Consider the following 17,961-nt stretch of genomic DNA (forward strand, 5'->3'; position numbering starts at 1 on the left):
CACCGCCAAGCCGGTTCTCAATGCGGAAATCCGGCGATTCAAAGGGCTGCTCGACAAGCAGACCCTGCTCGCGAAGACGCGAGAAGCTGCGCTTCCCACAGCCGGGTATGGAAGTTGGTTGTCTGGCAATCGCTCACCCAATTGCGGTCGGGTCTCGGCAGCGCAAGATACAGCTGGTTCAACGCCCAGGCCGCCGGTTGATGGGTTTCCATCCCCAACATCCAAAACACCTCGCTTGGCTCGCGGCCGGCGAGATCGAAAAGTGGCGCTTGCATAGGGACGCCGGGCGGCAATGGCTCAAGCGCCAACCCGTCGGCAAGCTCGGGCTCAAGGGCCGTGGCTGCCGCGTCTATCGTGGCGAATCCATCGGCGCGCTTGGTAACCGTCCAAACGGAATCCACTCGCCGTCGCATGACGATGACGTGGAATGAATCGCTCTCGGGGTTATGCGTGACAATGCCACATCCATTTCCGTCATTTGAGCCCCATGCCGCGACCGGTGGCTCCTCGCCAAAGGCATGCCCGCGCGGCAACGCTAGCGCATAGAAATCAAATTCCCACTGCGGGATTTTGCGCCTCACCACTCCCTGTCACGGACGCCCAGCTGCAGAGCGCCAGCTTCACATCGATTGGCGGGGGCGCGTCAACAATACAGGCCCCTCAAGACTGTTTTCCGCGACCCAGACAAACTCGCAAGCACGCATATTCGAACAATAACTGCCGGTGACGCAGAACGAAGTGCCTTTCGATTTTCTATGCCACCCGGCTCGTCGATTGTTTAAGCTGGCGAAAGCGAGTCAGTGGGTGGGCACATGGAAGTCTACTGCAAGGGCATTGCCCGTATCCGTCACGCGTCGAGTCGTGAAATCTTTGAAGTCGGAGCGGAAGATTTGGATTGGGACGCCGTTGGCGGCGATGAGCGCCAGATGGGACCGGAAATCCATTATGAGGCGGTGATCGACCATCCGGAGCTTGGCGACCTGACCTGGGGGCTTTGGGAGTATCCCGTCGGCATCGAAAACTATCACAACACAGATATTGGCAGGAACGAGCTCGTCGAAGACTTCGACTACGGGCTTGAGCATGGTGAGAGTAACCGGACGATTGGCTCGACTATCAGGCATCGTCCAACCCATATCGGGTTTTCATGGACTCCTATCACCACACGGGTGATCTGCTCGCCGATCATGGTGGATATCACGGCGACCATCTCGTGAACCGGATGATCTTCTCCCACCAGGTCACGGCGCTGGAAGCATATCTCGGCGACACTCTGCTCAATGAGGTTATGGGCGACAAAGCGGCTATGCAGCGTTTGATTGATCAGGACGAGGATCTGGGGAAGAAGAAATTCACTCTGTCCGAGGTGTCAAAGGAGCCCGCGTTGGTCGAACGCAGGGTCCGGGAGCACCTGCGTTCTGTCATGTATCACAATCTCAAAAAGGTCGACGTTCTCTACAACATCGCTCTCGGCGTGCGAATTCTGGACCTCGCCAGCGACAAAGCCAGCCTGTTCAAGGCCGTCTTGCTTCGTCACGATTGCGTCCACCGCAACGGCTTCGACAAGGAGGGCAAGGAGATCGACGTCTTCACGAAGGCGTTCGTCCAGGAGACGGCGGACCTGATCAAAATCTTCGTTGAGGAGATCCAAAACGCAGTACAGGGTCGGCCTTCGTAGATTGGCGGGCCTTCACACGTCCGCTTGATTCATCTCAACCTGGGGCGCGAGGATGTCTATTGCCTTCCAATGCTCGCCGTCGATCACCGTTACAAATTCCCGGTCCCAAACGCCAAATCGCTGCTGCAGCGGACGCGTCGCTAAGGGGTTGTGGACGTAGGTCAGCGGGCGGGTCTTCCGGGAAAGATTTCCGAGACTGACGCGAGACCAGAGAACGCCGGAGACGTCGCTGAAGAGTGGGTTGAGGAAAGCAGTGCGCTCGACCGGCTTACCCTGGCGCGCAATTTCAGGCGACGCGTGGAATCCTTCCTCGACTATCTCGTCTGTTGCGCGATCGATGGTGATGTAGGCGTCACCGATGGGGAACAACGATGTCAGGATCAGCGGGGGCTTTTCGGGGACATAGACACCGAAGCGGCTGGCGCTGATTGCGATCAGACGCACGTCATCCGCGCCGATGTTGCCCTCTTTAAGATACTTTTTGATGACCTTGAATTTCGTCCAGAATGCGCTCGTCATGCGTAGCTGAGCCTGGCGCACGGGCGCCGCAAAGAGGCCGCCGCCTTGGGCGCGTGACCTGGTCTGGGCCGGGATTACCCTCGTCCGGGGCAATGGCCTCGATCCAGATACGCCCACTATCAGTCAGGACGCAGAGGTCGGGTTGCCCACCTTCGCGCAACCGTTCGGACGTCGGCAGCAGCGCATGCCCAGCCTCGAGGAAAGTCCAACCGAGATACATTTCCCAGAAGCGGGCATCGACATCGCGAGCGAAGCCGTCGCGAAAATCTGGATCGGCATAGGGCTCGTAGCGCTCCCACATGCCTTCGATGATGCTGTGCAGTCGCTTTTCCTCGGGATGCTCAGCGGCCCTAAGGTTGATGAAGCCCTTGTTCATGTTAGGGCCGTCGAAGTCGAAGATGCGAGTCACGATTATCCGTTCCGAACTATCACGCCGTTCGCCGGCTGACACGGTCATGCTCGGCTATCAGGAATGTCAGATAGCTGCGGATGAGATTGCAGTATAGGCGAGCTTCGTCGATGCCCAGTGCGAGACCCTCCTTCAGATCGGTGCCATGCCGCACGCCGCCACCAGTCGGAGAAGACAGGTAGCCGTGCAGTGTCATCATCCATTGCAAGATCTGCCTTGATGGCCTCGGCCGCGTGCACGGAGCTCACCGATGATCTTATTGAAGTAGCGCCCTTGGATGCTTCCGTCCGGGACATCAAGTCCGCGGAAAGCGGTGGCGATGGTCTCCAGCAACCACAGAACCTCCTGAACGGCCTGTCGTCCGTTTCCCTGCGACAGAGCCCGCTCGGACGCGTCGAGCGCTACAGAGATCAGCGTCGATGCTTGCGCATCGACAGAGGGCAGCTGCTCAGGAACGGCGATCGGAACATGGGCTCGGGTCGCGCGCAAAGCCGGAGGATCAATCTGATAGCCGGCGCCCGCGTCGGCAAGAATACGGTTGAGGCGCGCGACGTCCAGTAGGGTTATGTGGGACCACTGATTGGCGATGTCGCTGCAGCCGTCGCAGAAGGCCTCAATGAATAGCGGAGCATTTTCGCTCGCCACATTCATGAGTTTGTCGAGATCGTCGGAAGCCCAGCTCACGCTGCTGCTGGGGTAGTAGGGCGCACCACCCGCACCGGCAAAGCGAGACTTGAAGCGCTCCAAAATCGTGCGGCGATCGCCTTGGCTGCAAATGCGGTCAATCAGATCGCGAAACGCATGGTTGACCGTCGGCTCAATCGGGCCGGGACTGTCGAAGCGCCAGTTTCCATCAAATTGCAGCATTTGAACTACCTCGAAGCGTTGAAGCGGGCGATACGGCTCCGAGCGAAGGGGATTGAGAAAATGGAGATCGGCGAAGGCCTTTTGATTGTCAACGATCCGTGAAGGGATCACAACGTGAACAGGGCTAACTCCTAAACGTGGGACAAACCAGGGAGCACGTCACCACCCGAGACGTTCCTGGCCCCTAAACGAAAAAATCGCACCGGTTAGACCGGGGACGGTTATTGGTTTTTGACAGAATTGGTTGCGGGGACAGGATTGGTTTTTTGTCCCGCGGCGTCGGCTTTGCCTCCTTGCAAGGCAGGCCCCTGAGCCAAGGCAAATCGATGGCCAGCCAGCCGAGTATCAAAACGGCCCGCACGAGGCGGGCCGTTTTGCCGGCTGAGCTGAATGTGTCATTTGTCGAACGCTACATGGATGGTGTCGAACTTTCCAAGGGTGCAGTTCAAGGCATTCGCTTCGACATCGTCGATGGAGAACCGTCGTTCAGGGTTGGCGTTCGTCCTGGCGAGCGAGGCGATATCACTATTGAGATCACGGTCGCGGCTGCGCAGACACTAAACAGTCTGCGTAGTGGCGATCCGGCATATTCGCCATCGATCTACCATTTTCGGCGCATGGGTCAGATGGGGGTTGATGGCGACCCTTCCTGGATGGGCAGTTGGTTGGCGGTAAGCTCGGCGTGGTTTGGTCGTCTATGTCTGCTCGGAGCAGGCTTCGGCGACAAGTGGCGCTGCTTTGCGCGTCGACGGCGGCGTCCATAGGTCAATCGTCTAAGGGGCGCTGTCGTCATACGCTGACAGGTCTTCCCTAGCGGTCCAACTCCCGGTTTATGCAGGGTCTCGTTCGTCTCACGGCGTCGAGGAGGCTTGGCGGATTTGGGGGCAACCGGGAACTGCCGTTGACTCTATGGCGAAAGGCGTTAGCGGTCTGTTTGACCTCCTTCATCCCGCTATCGAGTTTGACGCCTGCGGCCAGGAGACACTCGCACGCTTTGTAGAGATCAAACCAGTCAGGGGCTCCGGCTGAATAGGCCAACGCTTCAGCAAGAATAGGTTGGGCGGCAGCGGCTTTGTATCTCTCTTGCGCGATCGATGGTGCCGCTTCCTCGACGATCGGCTCACCATGCTGGTCAAGGATCTGAAACCTGGCCGCCCCGGCGCCAAATCTAAAATGCGCTGTCTCGGTCTCCATGATGAAATCTACCAATAATCGGTCCCCGAATAAGCGAACCGTTCCGGTCAACGTCACATTTGATTTGCCAACAATTCGGGCCACGATCGCATTCATTTCCCTGACGGCCAACTTACCAGCGTCATAGGCTTCTCGGGGCGTGGAACTAGCGCCCAACCGGGCCACGTTCAAAACAAGATGCTCTTGCCCGTCCTGACTAAGCACCTCAACGGAAGGGTCGAACGGAGCCGAGAATAAATCCAGCCAGTTGCGCCGCTCGGCTCCATCAGCCCTTAGAAGCAGCCGCACCGGTTATCCTCGCGGTTGTAGGGAGCTAATGCAGTCTCCGTAATATGTGATGACGTCATTCCCAGGCGCGGCTATCGAAACAGAGGTGGGCATTCGAAGGGAAAACGTCAGCTCCTGTACCCCTATTTCGGCAACCATCAAACTTGATCCGACGCTTAACGGAACGGGCGGGTTTTGTCCGACTTGCAGGGTATTGTCGTTAGCTCCCATCCCGCCACGGAACGTTAGCAGCATCGGAGGCAGGTGCTCAAACTTGCAGGAGACCACAGTCGGTTCTCCCGCCGCAAGCGCAACCATCTGAAAGGGCAGGCACAAAGCCAAAGCCAGTCCAATTAGTCTCGCTGTCATCGTCGCCATTCCTAGCATAAGGTTTCGCACGCCTGCCCGTCGCCATCCCGGTCGAGCTTGCCGCCCCACGGACAATTACTGAGATACCATTGAGCCTCGTCGCACGAGCTGATTTGCGAGCATTTCCGCCGCGGCTGGCATGAGTAGCTTTGGGCTACCTGTTGACGGCTGATGATGCCGACTGGTTGGCTCACCGCCGATTGGGCATTATCTCCATGCCCGGCGCGCCATTCCCACGGCGCTTGGAACTTTCCGACCCACAGCCCGACCTTCGCCGCTTCCGCCTTCCCCTGCTGCGCTGCATAGGCACCATGGCTGTAGCGGGGCCAGTCGATCGCCTGGCCGTGTTCGACCATCCAGGCGGCCACGCTGGCGCCATCGGCACGCTGGCAGTCGCCGACAAAGCGGTGATAACGATCCCAGGTCACGAATGTGCATTGCACTGGCTTAGACGCGGCCAGGAAGGTGTCAAGCGCCTGTGCCGATTGCCGGCCGCAGGGATAGTCGGCCCCGCTCGCATTTTTACAAAGCTGCTGGCTCTCCGGCGCGTCGATGCCGTTGAAGCGGATGCGCTGTCCGTGGATTTCGATCGTGTCGCCGTCGATGACGGATGCCACGCCGGCAATCGTCGCCAGGCCCGCGCTGGTCCAATTCGGCAGATGGAGCTCGGGCATGTGGTCGCTGTGTTGCATGGCCGTTTGCGCAGCCAGAGCGCCAGCCGCGACCACCGTCACCAAGATCAGGCGCCTTTGCACCATGCCAAGTGGCCTCCGGCGAGGCGATCGCATTCTACGCAGCATTGCTAGTTCGCCTCATGTCCGGTGCGGCCGCCCGGTTTCGCTTCGGCGGCACGTTCACCACAAGCCCGGCCTAGGCTGTCAACCCCATTGCGCAGATCGCATGGATGATTGCCAGAGTCCCCGCCGCCACCTTGGCGCGCACCTTGGCCTGGCGGTGTCAGCGGGATTCCGCGAAAGGCCTGGATGACTCCAGCTGTTCGCTGGCCGTCGCCCTCGATATGCGTGTTCTGACTGTTCGGGTTGAACGGGTCGACTATCTGGGCAAGGCTATTGGCGCGATTGGCGTCGCCGGCAGAGAGCGTCACGCTGTCATAGTGATTGAGATAATCCGCTGCGCAGCCGCTCAATGCCAGAACGATGCCAAGGCAGATCGCCAGGTTCCACTGCATGGCCCCTAGACCGGCGCCGGGTTTATGCCGGCGGCTCTCAGTTGCGCACCAAGCTTCGCTCGAGTCCCACACGCGGGCTTGTCGCCGGCGACGCACTTGTTATTCGCGTCTGACCAGTCCAGCAGCGCCGTATTGATCCAGCTGCCAGGTGCACGCTGGATCCCATAGGGTGTCGGTGGCGCGCCACCAGCAACGGCTGGAGCTGCCGTGGCACCCTGGCCATGCGGGGCACGCTTCCACCCGCTTAGGATGAGGCAGTTCTTCATATAGTGATCTTCGGCAGCCAAGTTGCCGAGGGCATTCCCGATTCCGGCCCCCGCAACAAAGCCCGGGGACCCGATAGCAATATAGCCTTGGTCAACCGACCCCTTATGCATTTCGCATTGAGCGTGGGCGACGTAGAAACTAGGCCCGTAGCCTATTTGCATGTAGTCGGCTTGATTGCTTGTTTGGCAGCCGCCCAGCGCTGCCGTGGCACCAAGTGCCACAAATGCTTTTATTCTCATCCCCCAGCCCTCCCAAGGCCGAGTTAGCATCTCCTAAAGTTGAATTTGTTGCAAGAGTGATGAACAAATCTGGTAAATTCCACCTGCCGGCAGTTCGTAGACTTCCCTATTACGACGGATATACCCCGCTATTTTATCCATCATTCCGTGGGATTGAAGATGCGAAACAGCGAATTGGCGCAACGGCTATGCAAGGGCTGGACCCCATGGGCAAAGGGTCCAGGCGACCACGATATTGAGAAAATATGGTGGGCGGCCCGCGTGCTGCATTTTCCGAAGCTGAACTTCTCGACATGGTTCGACGGCTCGGAAGTCGTCGGCACCTGGCATCGGGGATTTCGTCAGAAGTGGAATGCTTTTCCCTCTGACCCGATCGAGCATCTCTTACGGGATGTAGGGCTAAGGATTCCCCCTTACGTCCACGATATGAGCCCGCAGAGTAGAGTGAACCCCAAGCATGGGGGGTGGGGGATTCTGTCCTCCTTCGGCAATCAACACTGCAATTTCGGCGGGAGGCGCTCGATCAAAGATGCCGAGACCGAGATTACGGCTTTTGAAGGCGTGCAGAATCGACGGGAAGGGTAGCTTCAGATCATGCGGCCGGCAGCATTCGCCATAGCGCCGATTTGATCCGCAGTTGCAAAGCTCGGCCTCCTTAAACTGGGTTAGCCGATAATAGGGATCAGCTTGGCCCAGTTCATCCAGCATCGCATACTGGCGTCCCGGCCACCGATCAAACACCACCAAATGAAGCTGGCGAAGCGCCCATACGCTATAAAGGTCCAGCAACGTGCACAAATCACTGCCTGGCGACCAAGCTTTATCGAGCATGGGGTGATAAGCGCACACCGAGCCGTCAGGGAAATTGGTATGTCGCGGGCCGATCCATTCGACCTGCCCATCTTGCTGCCAGAACGCCCATCCACGCGGCTCGACCGCTGGCGTTTCTGGTAGGGCAATAAGGAATATGGCTTCTCGCGATAAGCCATCTATCACTTGGCTGCGAGCGAGAAGCCATACTCCATGGTCATCGGGGAGGAGAGTTGCGCCGGGGTATGCCCGTTGCACATTCTCTAGCTGCCCGGCGTAGTTGCCGGCGAGGCCGACGATCCGTGATCCGGCACGGGGCGCCCGTGATCTACCGGACGACCTTTGCCGCCGGGTGGACCTTTGCCATGATCGGGCTGCGGGTCCTCCCGCTCCTTGCTGTTGCTCATCACTTTTCTCCTGGACAGTGGGTGATGTGGGCTGTGGGTCGAGGATAACGATGCCCCCGTCCTTCACCCGCACGGGCCGGCGCGCGTCCAAACCGACGCCAATCCGATGCAACTCAGCCCGCGCATCGTCGGTCAACAACACTTTCATTTTGCTTGCCGATGTGCGAGTCTGTGTCACCAGCACAGGATGCATTCTGAAGCGAAGCGTGTCAAGGTGTGCTGATCGCACAATGGTGAACATGAACGAATTCGAAGAAAAGCTCGTCGGGGCGGTCCGCGAGAAGCGGGAACGCGAAGGTCTTAGTATAAGGGCATTATCGGGGATTGTGGGAATCAGCTTCTCCACGCTGGCCCGCATCGAGCGGGGCGACGGGTCGCCCGACAACAATTCCAAAATTAGGCTGCTCGAGTGGCTCGGCCCCGATGCCGATGAACACGAGCTTGGCTTTGATCGGGTGGCATTCGTTCACTTCCGCGCTGGCAAAAACGCGTCCTCCAAGACTGTGCAAACCCTGCTGGACGCTGCCGTGTGTCTTCGTCAGCACTATAGTAAGGGTGACATATCAGAACCGAGCAGCGCGCCGATAGATGCTGAAGTTATCGCCATGTCAAAGGAAGAGCTGGAGCAGACGGCCGAAGATTTCCGAAAAGATTTAGGATTGAAGAAAAGCGACCCGCTAGATCCATTCTATTTGGTTGTTGATTCTGTTATGGTAGAGCGATTGCGGGATACCTCCTGTATTACTGGAAAGGCAAAGAACACACTTGCTGGACCGTCGCGAGGCGAGTGGTCCGCTATGAGCGTTCCCTTAAATTCCGATCAGGATAGGTGGGTTGTCTTTTTAAACGACTACCATACCGTTGAGAGACAAAGAGTGACGCTCCTTGAGGAATATTGGCATATTCTTGCCGGGCACAAGCTGACCAAGATAGCTAAGATTGCTGGCTGCTTCGGTCGAACATATGATAGCGCTGAAGAGCACGACGCGTATTTCTTGGCATCGGCAACTTTGCTTCCACGAGACCCGATCAAGCGTATGGTCTCGGGTGGCAAAAGTGCCCCTGAGATCGCGTCCTTCTTCGGGACCTCACCGGAACTTGTTGAATATCGAATAAAGCGGCTCGGGTTGTGGCGCGATCATATTGGAAAGAAAGTGAGTCTGGCCAAACCCTAACGATGCCTTCCGTCGACCGCCAGCGGCGGTTGGTTCAACAAGGTCAGATTCGAGGCTAAGGGAAAACCGAGGGCAGTCACCTCCTCGACCTCTTGTGCAAGCTCATTGGTTCCGTGCGAACGTCTTGGAAGGATGGGAAGCGGTCGTCCGCTAAGAACCAGGCTCTGAAGCGCGCCGATCGAGAAAGGCGGCGTACAGCGCCGCCAACAATGCAAGTGCTGCCGATATCAGCATCATGATGAAAAGCGCGCGGATCGAATCCGCAAGGAACAGACCGGCGATGGAGGCTATGAGTGCTCCGCCGCCGATCCTCATTGCGGCGGCCAGTCCCGCAGCGGTGCCAACCAGATCCGGCCGTACCGACAAGGCGCCGCTGTTGGCGGCAGGCATGGTCAATCCGTTGCCGACGCCGATGAAGACGCAGGGGCCGAAGAAGGCCAGAACGTGAGTGATGCTAAATGTCGATAGGACCTGACCGGCCAACAGACCGGCGCAAGTCAGTAGACGCGCGAAAACAAGTGTAGTGCCCAGTGCGTTCTTCGAGGCGTAACGCCCGGCCAAATAGCTGCCGAGGATGAAGCCGGTGGGAACCAATCCCATGTAGAGGCCGAGCTTCGCGCTTGATCCACCGAGCGCGTCACCGACGACCAATGGTGCGCCTCCCAGGAACACATAAAACACCCCCATTGAGGACGCCATGCACAGTGTGTAGGCCCAAAACCGTGCTGAACGCAGGAGCAGCCGATAGGAGGCACCCGATAGGAGGCACCCGATAGGAGGCACCCGATAGGAGGCAAGATAGTTCCTGTTCGATCTAGGCAATGGAATTCTTCTGATCTCGCGCATGGATAGGGCAAAGGCGGCCGCACCGAGGATCGCGAAGACAACGAAGCTTGACCGACATCCGAACAGTTCGTCCAGCGACCCGCCAAACAAAGGACCGACCATGGGCGCGAGCGCCCATCCCATGGCGAGGTAACCGAATTTGCTGGCGGCTTCGCGTTCATCCGATGTCTCCTTGATGATGACCAGAGCGACGGAATAGCAGGGGCCGATGCACGCCTGCATCGCGCGAAACAGGAGGAAAGTGCCGATATTGGGAGCCAGAGCGCAGCCGGTGGACGCCGCGACAAAGATCGAGAGAGATATCAAGACGACCGGCCTGCGCCCAAATCGGTCCGACAGTGCGCCGCCGATGGCCTCTATGACGGCGGTGATGATCGCAAAGCCGGCGACCGACAGATTGACCAATGCGAAATCGGCTCGGAACGTTGCGGCAATGTTCGGCAGCGACGGCAAAATCATGTTCACCGGCAACACGGCAAGAGCCGAAAGCAAGATGAGAGTAATTAGCCGGGGTGGAGTAGCGGGTTCGGTGATGACCGTTTTCGCTGATATGTCGGTGTCCGGACTCCGAGTGGGGTTGTCGCTCGCCATGATCTCTTTCACCTTGTGATGGGATAAAAAGTGAGGGTCTGACGAGGCGGCCCGATTTCGGGCATAAAAAAAGGCCCCGTCAGGAGCCTGCTTACCGCGCATGGGTGCTTTCGCCGGATGGTTACACCATCCTGCCCATGCGCTCCCTTACCACCACGATGAAAACCATTGCGACGTTCATGGCACCATGAGCTAGGCGGAAAGTTTCATGCGGTCAAGGCAGGATGCATTCGACGTCGATGCCCGGTGATGCATCCCGAAGACAGCCACGCCTATTCCGACTGCAAGGACGCTTGGATGAAACGTGTCGAAGCGATGGCACTCAGCCGCTTTCCCTGAGAACACGTCTATCCTTAAATACGGTCCTCCGAGACGTGTTCAATCATGCAGGGTCACAGTTTCGAACCAACGTGGCGGTGGATTAGGACGCGTTGCTTCGACATACGCCAGTCATTCGTCCTGCCAGATCACGCGCTTCTCCCATCCGATTTAAACCGCATAGACACACCGCGAACGTACGATTAGCAGACGATTTCTACAACAGCGCTGTATTGGCGGTAGCCCTCTCCCGACTCGACCCCCCCATCATGGGATGTCATCGAGGGGACGAACTGGGCTACCCCCAGTAGCAACCACTATCGGCTTACGAGATAAGGTGCAGGTATTGCCGGCGTCTTAGCGCGCAGTGCGAAGTCTGGGAACCCAACCAATCCACAGAAATATTTTGTTGGTACTTCTGTTGGTAGGTGCCATGGCTGTGCGAACCACAACCGTTTGAAAGCAATGGCCGATTTCATTTACTTGGATTCCGCCTCTGGGCACCATCTTTTAAAAAGAAAATCAAGTCTTATAGAGCGACCACCTGATCGTTCTCGTGTGGCATGCGCCTGTTGCAGCGCGTTCGCGAGTCGGCGCTTAGGCTTTCTTGTCGCCATTGGGATTTGGTGCCGGCGCCTCCCGCACGTCTCGCGGTGGCGGATCGACATGCTCAAGCTCCGACGGAGCTTTGTCTGGCCGATCGACGGGTGGCTGCGGGCCGGGCTTCGGCTGTGGTTCTTTGATCTTGGCTGGCATATCCAGTTAACTGGGATCCACAGGCTCTTGTTCCCTGATGCCTTAAAGGACCTGGAGACCGAAGCCGCCAAAAGCGTGTCACTGAAACAAACAGATCACAGTTTGCGACAGTCGGGATGAATGATGGTCCGAAGAGCGTTCTAACTTTAGTTCGCCGGGCGCTCACAAGACCCCGAGCGCCCAAAATCAAATGCTTTTGGGAGAACGATCATGAGACATCTCCTCATTCCGATGGTGGCAGGCTTGTTCATAGGTTCCACCAGCATGGCTTTGGCCACCAATGTTCACACGGTGACGGGCACGACAGGTCAGCCCAGCCAAGAAATCGGAACTGCTCAAACAGGAAGTGCGACCCCCGGCCACGCCAGCTCTGCCCCGGGCTCAGCTTTCAACCCGGATGGAAATGCCGGAACACATTACGCCGGCACCCAGCCGCAAAACTCGAAGAATCCGAAGAGCGTATCTCAGTACGACGTGGCCGGCTTCCAGCAGTCCCATAATAGGTGACAGCACGGTCCGCGGAACAACAGGCCCGGCCGCCGAAGCAGCCGGGCCAACGCATCCCGCCAAGTTGACGCCACTTGTGGGCGTGAGCTCGGGAAACTCGCCGGCACCACGCGAAAACCGCGGCGAATCTGCTGATCCGAGCGTTTTCTAACCTCGGATCTCGGAATTTATCGGGCCAGGCTCACTTCTCGGCGCGGTGGGGGGTACTCACGGATATCGATGGACGGAACGACTTTGCTCTCACCGGGCTCCTGGGGGATTCAATTTGCTTGGCGCCCCACCATCCCTAGGGCAAACTCCCTGCCGGGTCTGCAGGAGGTGAGATGAGAGCACGCGCGGCTACGCTCGGGGATCTCGAGGATGTCTTCCATGGCCTGTCCAAGCGGATGTCGGACGAGTACGTGGCGGCCGGCAAGGACAGCAAGATCGCCTACGACAATCTGATGATGAATTTGAAGGAAGGCCGGGCGCATGCGCTCGTTGAGGGCGACAAGGCCGTGGCGATCATTGCCTGGCACGAGAACAGCGATGCCGCCGATACGCTGTTTGCCGCGCAGGAGGATTTCTTCCGCGCCTCGACGGTGCGCTTCTGCAAGCGGCATATCAGGCATATCCAGGCGCTGGCCGGCAACCTTCCGATCCATTCGCGCAGCTGGCTGCAGGGGCCTGACGTCGCCAGATGGTTCGGCATCATCGGCTATGTCGAGCGGGGCCAGGAGAACGGCGCCAATCTGTTCGAACTGCCACCGGCTCGCCTCGCCTAGGGAACCCTGGCTGCGGTAGCTGTTCTTCTTTGCCGCGAACGCCGACTGTACATCGCCATCGCCCGCGCAAATTCGTCGATGCGGGTCACCGTCTTCGCCTCCAATCGCTTTAACGCGGCGGCCTTTGCGAATTGCACACTCGGCCGCCTCATGAACTGCCTCGGCAAGCGGCTTGCGCAGGACGACGATTGGCGGGATGTTGCTGGGGGGCAACCGGGGCCAAACCGGCAGGCCGAGACCAATATGGCTGCTGTAAAATGTCGCGAGCTTGCGTCGCCTTTCTTGTCTTTGTTGCCTTGCTGATGCCGGTAGAGGCAAGCGAACGCATGTCTCATCTGTTTGATCGCTCCAACCTGCCGATCGCCTATTTTCGCGAATCGGATCTTGTGACCGCGTACGCGACTGCAATGGCGCGCTTCCGTCTGCAGTTCGCAGGGCGCGCCGGCGAAACCAATCTTGCGATCCCTCTCGAACCATTGCTTTTGCGGGCGGAATTCCGGGCGCGGACATGGCGCTCGGCGGACGGCAGCTTGTTGCAAGGCTTCGCCGGCAAGGGCGGCTTCCGATTGACTATCGGTAACTGCCTGGCGCGTATTTGCGCAGCCAGCGAATGCAGCGATGCCGGTTGGCCGGTTTACGCCTGCAGCGACGGACGCAAGCGCAAGATGTCCGTCACCGATTTTGTGACGGCAAGATTCGATGGCATCCCCTATCGTCGACTGAGCGCCCCTCCTTCACAGCAATGATGGCGCGAGGTGGTTCTACCGAGACAGGTGTTCAGCCAGGGCGGTATTCGGTTGCCGCAGCGCGAAAGCCGCCTGTACCGAGCGGTTGACCGTCACCGGCAGGATCGGAGGCGACAAACCCGAGAAGGTAGGTGACGCGATCGGGCAACAGCTCCGCAAAACCATCCCCGAGAGGGGCCCAGAGCGGTGCCGGGCGCATCCGCCACAGCGCGATCGGGTTGCGCTCGGCAGGCGTTGATGGTTTGTTGCCGGTCAGCGGAGATCAAGTGATGCGAGAATCCATGGGTCAAGACGAATACGGGTCGGCGAACCCCTTCGATCCGGACGACCTGCCGAATTTGAACGCGATCGGACCAGGGATCGGCAACAACGACTTCGAGAAATACGCGGTCGCCGTGATCATCGTGTTCGGCGCCCTGATCATCGGCGGGCTGATGGCCGCGTCGATGACTTTCGGCCATCGCAACGGCTTCCTCTTCGCTCTGGGCGGCGCCACGTCGGCCTGGATATCGGGAAATGCGCTTTTGCTCGACCGGCCACGCATCTATGCGCTGTTCGTCGGCATTGCCGCCTTGATGCTGATTGCATCGACCATCACGCTGGTGACCTGACGGCTCCTGCCGGGCCATGAAGCGGAGGCCGCTCCCGAAGGGTGGAATCCGGCCTCGTCCGGCAAGGAACAGGCTTGCGGCCTGTCAATATCCAAGCGCTTCGCCCGACGCCGCGCGGCTGTCGATGGCGCCATTGTAGCGCGCGCCGCCGCCCTTCTCGATTTCCGCCAGGCTCTTGCCGCCGACGAGAATGCCCGCCGCCTGGCCCCAGCTCTGGTGAGCGAGATCGAGGTGATAGCCCATACCGGCGAGCAGCCTTTCGGTATCGGGCGAAAGCCCGAACGGCTCGACATAGACCGTGTCGGGCAGCCATTGGTGATGGATGCGCGGCGCGTCGATCGCCTCCTGGATGTTCATGCCGTGGTCGATCACATTGACGATCGCCTCCAGCGTGATGGTGATGATGCGCGAGCCGCCCGGGCTGCCGATGACCATGAACGGCTTGCCGTCCTTGACCACCACGGTCGGGCTCATCGAGGACAGCGGCGTCTTCTTCGGCTGGATAGCGTTGGCCTCGCCCTGGACCAGGCCATAGAGATTGGGCACGCCGGGTTTCTGGGTGAAGTCGTCCATCTCGTTATTGAGCAGGATGCCAGTGCCATCGGCCACGACGCCGGCGCCGAACGAGCCATTCAGCGTGTAGGTCACCGCGACCGCGTTGCCGTCCTTGTCGATGATCGAATAATGGGTGGTCTCCTTCGATTCGCCGAAGCCCTTCGGCATCAAATCCTGCGACACGCCGGCGCGGAACGGATCGATCTTGTCGCGGATGTCCTTGGCATAGGTCTTGTCGAGCAGCTTCGAGACCGGATTGTCGACGAAATCCGGGTCGCCGAGCGCCGAGTTGCGGTCGACATAGGCGTGGCGCATCGCCTCGACCATGACATGGACCGTCTCGGCCGAGCCGGCACCGAGATAGGACAGCGGATAGCCTTCCAGCACGTTGAGGATTTCGCAGATGATGACGCCGCCCGAGCTCGGCGGCGGCGAAGAGATGATCTCGTAGCCGCGATAGGAGCAGCTGACGGGCTTCAGCTCGCGCACCGCATATTGCTCGAAGTCACCCTTGGCCAGGATACCGCCCTTGGCGCCGCTCGCCTTGACGATGGCGTCGGCGATGGCGCCTTTGTAGAAGGCATCGGGACCTCTCTCGGAAATGGCCGAGAGCGACCCGGCAAGGTCGGGCTGAACCAGCTTCTCGCCGATGCCATAGGGCTTGCCCTCGGGTTTGAGGAAGATGGCGGCGGCCGCCGGGTCCTTCGCCAGCCTGTCGGCGCTGCCGGCGAATGAAGCCGCATCGCCCTGATTGAGGATGAACCCGTCCTTGGCATAGGCGATCGCAGGCGCCATCAGGTCCTGCCTGGACAAGGTACCGTATTTCTCGCGCGCCATCTCGAAACCGGCCACGGAACCCGGCACGCCGACCGCGAGATAGCCGTCGAGGCTGGCGCCCTTCACCGGCTTGCCGTCCTTGTCGAGATACATGGTCTTGGTCGCGGCAAGCGGCGCCCGCTCGCGGAAATCGAGGAAGGTCGATTTGCAGTCCTTGAAGCGGATGGTCATGAAGCCGCCGCCGCCGATATTGCCGGCATTGGGATAGACGACGGCCAAGGCATAGCCGACGGCGACAGCCGCATCGACGGCATTGCCACCCTTTTTCAGAACCTCCACGCCGACTTCGGAAGCCAGATGCTGGGCGGTGACGACCATGCCGTTCTCGCCCTTGGCGGGTGCCGGCGAGGCGGCGAAGACGGCGGCGGATGGTATGAAGGCGAAGGTGATCGAAAGGCTGACGGCAATGAGCGTCCGGCGGGTGAGGTGCATGGCGGGACTCCTAAGCGGGACGCCTAGGAAAGACCTTCGGGGGGCGTTAGTCCAATAACAATTGAATAAGCGCGTGAGAGACCCCCTCACCCGGATTGCCAAGTCGAATTGCAAGGGCAATTCGGGCAATCCGACCTCTCCCCAAGGGGAGAGGAGCTTGCACCGGCGCTGACCTCTTCTCCCCTCGGGGAGAAGTTGGCCGCGAAGCGGCCGGATGAGGGGGAGTGGCTCGACCTCAGACGATACCGCCGGAACCACCTGCGACTGCAGGCCGTTCGGCCGCGACCTTGGCGCGGTAGCCCGCCGCCCGATAGGCGGCGACCGGATCGATGGCGCCACCGGTCTTCAGCCGCGCCATGGCCAGGATCGGCTCGACATCGGTGCGATAAGCAGCCTTCAGCGTCTGCGTCGCCATCAGCGCGTCGTTGGCCTCCTGGAAGCCTTCGAGCGCCTTGCGGTCGACCAGCAGCGCCTGCGCATAGGCACGCTGCACCTCGACCGCCGACAGCATCAGGCTTTCGATCGGATCGGTGACGTTGTGGCTCTGGTCGAGCATATGCGCGGGATCAAAGCCCTCGGCGCCGGATAGCTCGGCATCGACCAGCTCGTTGAAGACCAGGAAAAGCCGGTAGGGATCGATCGAACCGGCGTCGAGGTCGTCGTCGCCATATTTCGAATCGTTGAAGTGGAAGCCGCCGAGTTTCTTGAACTGGATCAGCCGCGACACGATCATCTCGATGTTGACGTTGGGCGCGTGATGGCCGAGGTCGACGAGGCAGAACGCCTTGTCGCCCAACTCCTTGGCGATGATGTAGTTGGTGCCCCAGTCCTGGACGACCGTGGAATAGAAGGCCGGCTCGTACATCTTGTGTTCGGTGAACAGCTTCCAGTCGGCCGGCAGGCCGGCATAGACCTCCCGCATGGCGTCGAGATAGCGCTCGAAGGCCTTGGCGAAATTGACCTGGCCGGGGAAGTTGGAGCCGTCGCCGATCCACACCGTCAATGCCTTGGACCCAAGCGTCTCGCCGATCTCGATGCATTCGAGATTGTGCTCGACGGCTTGCCGGCGAGCACCGGCATCGGCATGCGACAACGAACCGAACTTGTAGGAGAATTTCTGGTCCTTCGCGTCCGAGAAGGTGTTGGAATTCATGGCATCGAAACCGAGACCGAAGCGGGAGGCCGCCTGCTTCAGCCGGTTCGGATCGGCCTTGTCCCACGGAATGTGCAGTGAGACGGTCGGGGTCGCCTGCGTCAGTTGGCTGATGACGGCGCAGTCCTCGATCTTGTCGAAGATGTCGCGCGGCTCGCCGGCACCGGGAAAGCGGGCAAAGCGGGTGCCGCCAGTGCCGACACCCCAGGAGGGGATCGCGACCGCGAATTTCTCGACCTTGTCCCTGATGGCATCGATGGCGATGCCGTGGCGGTCGAGGCGCTCGCCGAGCGAGGCGTAGTCACGCTCGAGGTCGGCCTTGCGCGCGGCATTATTTTTTTCGACGACGTCGGCCGAGATGATCAATTCGGACACTGCTGTTCCTCCCAGTACTCGCACGGCTGGCGCCGCCCCTCATCCGCCCTTCGGGCACCTTCTCCCCGTAGAACGGGGAG

Annotated in this window: 19 protein-coding genes and 1 pseudogene; 8 read left to right on the forward strand and 12 right to left on the reverse strand. The window is 59.6% G+C overall.

Annotated elements, in window-relative coordinates; genetic code table 11:
- Window positions 1–38: 38 nt before the first annotated feature.
- Window positions 39–581: a hypothetical protein gene (locus EN804_RS37735; RefSeq protein ID WP_210212297.1), complete on the reverse strand. Its 543-nt coding sequence runs from the start codon at window positions 579–581 to the stop codon at window positions 39–41.
- A gap of 231 nt (window positions 582–812) precedes the next feature.
- Between EN804_RS37735 and EN804_RS38360 the strand changes: the two genes are divergently transcribed.
- Together EN804_RS38360 and EN804_RS38365 are read left to right on the forward strand one after the other, a co-directional pair.
- Window positions 813–1,217 (forward strand): hypothetical protein, encoded by a 405-nt coding sequence (locus EN804_RS38360; protein WP_245478269.1) that lies wholly within the window; start codon window positions 813–815, stop codon window positions 1,215–1,217.
- Window positions 1,148–1,678, forward strand: a complete 531-nt coding sequence (locus EN804_RS38365) for a hypothetical protein (protein ID WP_245478270.1) — start codon at window positions 1,148–1,150, stop codon at window positions 1,676–1,678. Before EN804_RS38360 ends, EN804_RS38365 begins: the two co-directional genes overlap by 70 nt.
- A gap of 12 nt (window positions 1,679–1,690) precedes the next feature.
- On the opposite strand, the gene EN804_RS38370 is transcribed toward EN804_RS38365, so the two are convergent.
- From EN804_RS38370 to EN804_RS33520, 4 genes are read right to left on the reverse strand one after another with little or no spacing between them, the layout of a single operon-like run.
- Window positions 1,691–2,197: a hypothetical protein gene (locus tag EN804_RS38370; RefSeq protein WP_245478271.1), complete on the reverse strand. Its 507-nt coding sequence runs from the start codon at window positions 2,195–2,197 to the stop codon at window positions 1,691–1,693.
- Window positions 2,148–2,606, reverse strand: coding sequence for a hypothetical protein (locus tag EN804_RS38375; protein WP_245478272.1), 459 nt, complete (start codon window positions 2,604–2,606; stop codon window positions 2,148–2,150). Before EN804_RS38375 ends, EN804_RS38370 begins: the two co-directional genes overlap by 50 nt.
- 19 nt (window positions 2,607–2,625) lie before the next feature.
- The gene (locus EN804_RS38380; RefSeq protein ID WP_245478273.1) at window positions 2,626–2,805 is read right to left on the reverse strand and encodes a hypothetical protein; all 180 of its coding nucleotides are present in this window, start codon (window positions 2,803–2,805) and stop codon (window positions 2,626–2,628) included.
- The gene (locus EN804_RS33520; protein WP_245478274.1) at window positions 2,802–3,473 is read right to left on the reverse strand and encodes a hypothetical protein; all 672 of its coding nucleotides are present in this window, start codon (window positions 3,471–3,473) and stop codon (window positions 2,802–2,804) included. Before EN804_RS33520 ends, EN804_RS38380 begins: the two co-directional genes overlap by 4 nt.
- A gap of 687 nt (window positions 3,474–4,160) precedes the next feature.
- On the opposite strand from EN804_RS33520, the pseudogene EN804_RS38385 reads away from it, so the two are divergent.
- Window positions 4,161–4,250: pseudogene (locus EN804_RS38385) on the forward strand (oxidoreductase); the annotation flags it as partial.
- Window positions 4,251–4,283: 33 nt separating this feature from the next.
- On the opposite strand, the gene EN804_RS33530 reads toward EN804_RS38385, so the two are convergent.
- From EN804_RS33530 to EN804_RS37470, 4 genes are all read right to left on the reverse strand, one after another.
- On the reverse strand, window positions 4,284–4,955 hold the full coding sequence (locus EN804_RS33530; RefSeq protein WP_127310332.1) for a hypothetical protein: 672 nt from the start codon (window positions 4,953–4,955) through the stop codon (window positions 4,284–4,286).
- A 359-nt stretch (window positions 4,956–5,314) separates the two neighbouring features.
- Complete coding sequence (locus EN804_RS33540) at window positions 5,315–5,995, reverse strand: thermonuclease family protein (protein ID WP_245511859.1); 681 nt, start codon at window positions 5,993–5,995, stop codon at window positions 5,315–5,317.
- A 110-nt stretch (window positions 5,996–6,105) separates the two neighbouring features.
- Window positions 6,106–6,492: a hypothetical protein gene (locus EN804_RS33545; RefSeq protein WP_127310335.1), complete on the reverse strand. Its 387-nt coding sequence runs from the start codon at window positions 6,490–6,492 to the stop codon at window positions 6,106–6,108.
- A gap of 905 nt (window positions 6,493–7,397) precedes the next feature.
- Complete coding sequence (locus EN804_RS37470; protein ID WP_127310336.1) at window positions 7,398–8,456, reverse strand: SEC-C domain-containing protein; 1,059 nt, start codon at window positions 8,454–8,456, stop codon at window positions 7,398–7,400.
- Here EN804_RS37470 and EN804_RS33555 point away from each other — a divergent pair.
- Window positions 8,455–9,390, forward strand: coding sequence for an XRE family transcriptional regulator (locus EN804_RS33555; RefSeq protein ID WP_167531545.1), 936 nt, complete (start codon window positions 8,455–8,457; stop codon window positions 9,388–9,390). The two genes, EN804_RS37470 and EN804_RS33555, sit on opposite strands and share 2 nt — an antisense overlap.
- Before the next feature lie 150 nt (window positions 9,391–9,540).
- Here the strand turns inward: EN804_RS33555 and EN804_RS33560 are convergent, their stop codons facing one another.
- Window positions 9,541–10,827, reverse strand: a complete 1,287-nt coding sequence (locus tag EN804_RS33560) for an MFS transporter (protein WP_127311540.1) — start codon at window positions 10,825–10,827, stop codon at window positions 9,541–9,543.
- A 1,284-nt stretch (window positions 10,828–12,111) separates the two neighbouring features.
- Here EN804_RS33560 and EN804_RS33565 point away from each other — a divergent pair.
- The 4 genes from EN804_RS33565 to EN804_RS33580 all read left to right on the forward strand — a co-directional run bounded on the left by EN804_RS33565 (window position 12,112) and on the right by EN804_RS33580 (window position 14,529).
- Entirely contained in the window at window positions 12,112–12,408 is a 297-nt protein-coding gene (locus EN804_RS33565) for an adenylate cyclase (RefSeq protein ID WP_210212440.1), read from the forward strand.
- A gap of 323 nt (window positions 12,409–12,731) precedes the next feature.
- Window positions 12,732–13,172: a hypothetical protein gene (locus EN804_RS33570; RefSeq protein WP_135922210.1), complete on the forward strand. Its 441-nt coding sequence runs from the start codon at window positions 12,732–12,734 to the stop codon at window positions 13,170–13,172.
- 257 nt (window positions 13,173–13,429) lie between these two features.
- Window positions 13,430–13,918: a hypothetical protein gene (locus EN804_RS33575; protein WP_245511858.1), complete on the forward strand. Its 489-nt coding sequence runs from the start codon at window positions 13,430–13,432 to the stop codon at window positions 13,916–13,918.
- 269 nt (window positions 13,919–14,187) lie between these two features.
- Window positions 14,188–14,529 carry a hypothetical protein gene (locus tag EN804_RS33580; protein WP_015319229.1) on the forward strand — a complete coding sequence of 114 codons (342 nt, stop codon included), beginning with the start codon at window positions 14,188–14,190 and terminating at the stop codon, window positions 14,527–14,529.
- 84 nt (window positions 14,530–14,613) lie between these two features.
- Here EN804_RS33580 and ggt read toward each other — a convergent pair whose 3' ends face one another.
- A complete protein-coding gene (gene ggt, locus EN804_RS33585; protein WP_135922211.1) occupies window positions 14,614–16,353 on the reverse strand; it encodes a gamma-glutamyltransferase in 1,740 nt (579 codons plus the stop codon).
- 235 nt (window positions 16,354–16,588) lie between these two features.
- Window positions 16,589–17,881 carry an L-rhamnose catabolism isomerase gene (gene rhaI / locus EN804_RS33590; protein WP_127276990.1) on the reverse strand — a complete coding sequence of 431 codons (1,293 nt, stop codon included), beginning with the start codon at window positions 17,879–17,881 and terminating at the stop codon, window positions 16,589–16,591.
- Between the last annotated feature and the right edge of the window lie 80 nt (window positions 17,882–17,961).

The organism is Mesorhizobium sp. M8A.F.Ca.ET.161.01.1.1, assembly GCF_004792105.1.
In the GTDB taxonomy this organism is placed as follows: Bacteria; Pseudomonadota; Alphaproteobacteria; order Rhizobiales; family Rhizobiaceae; genus Mesorhizobium.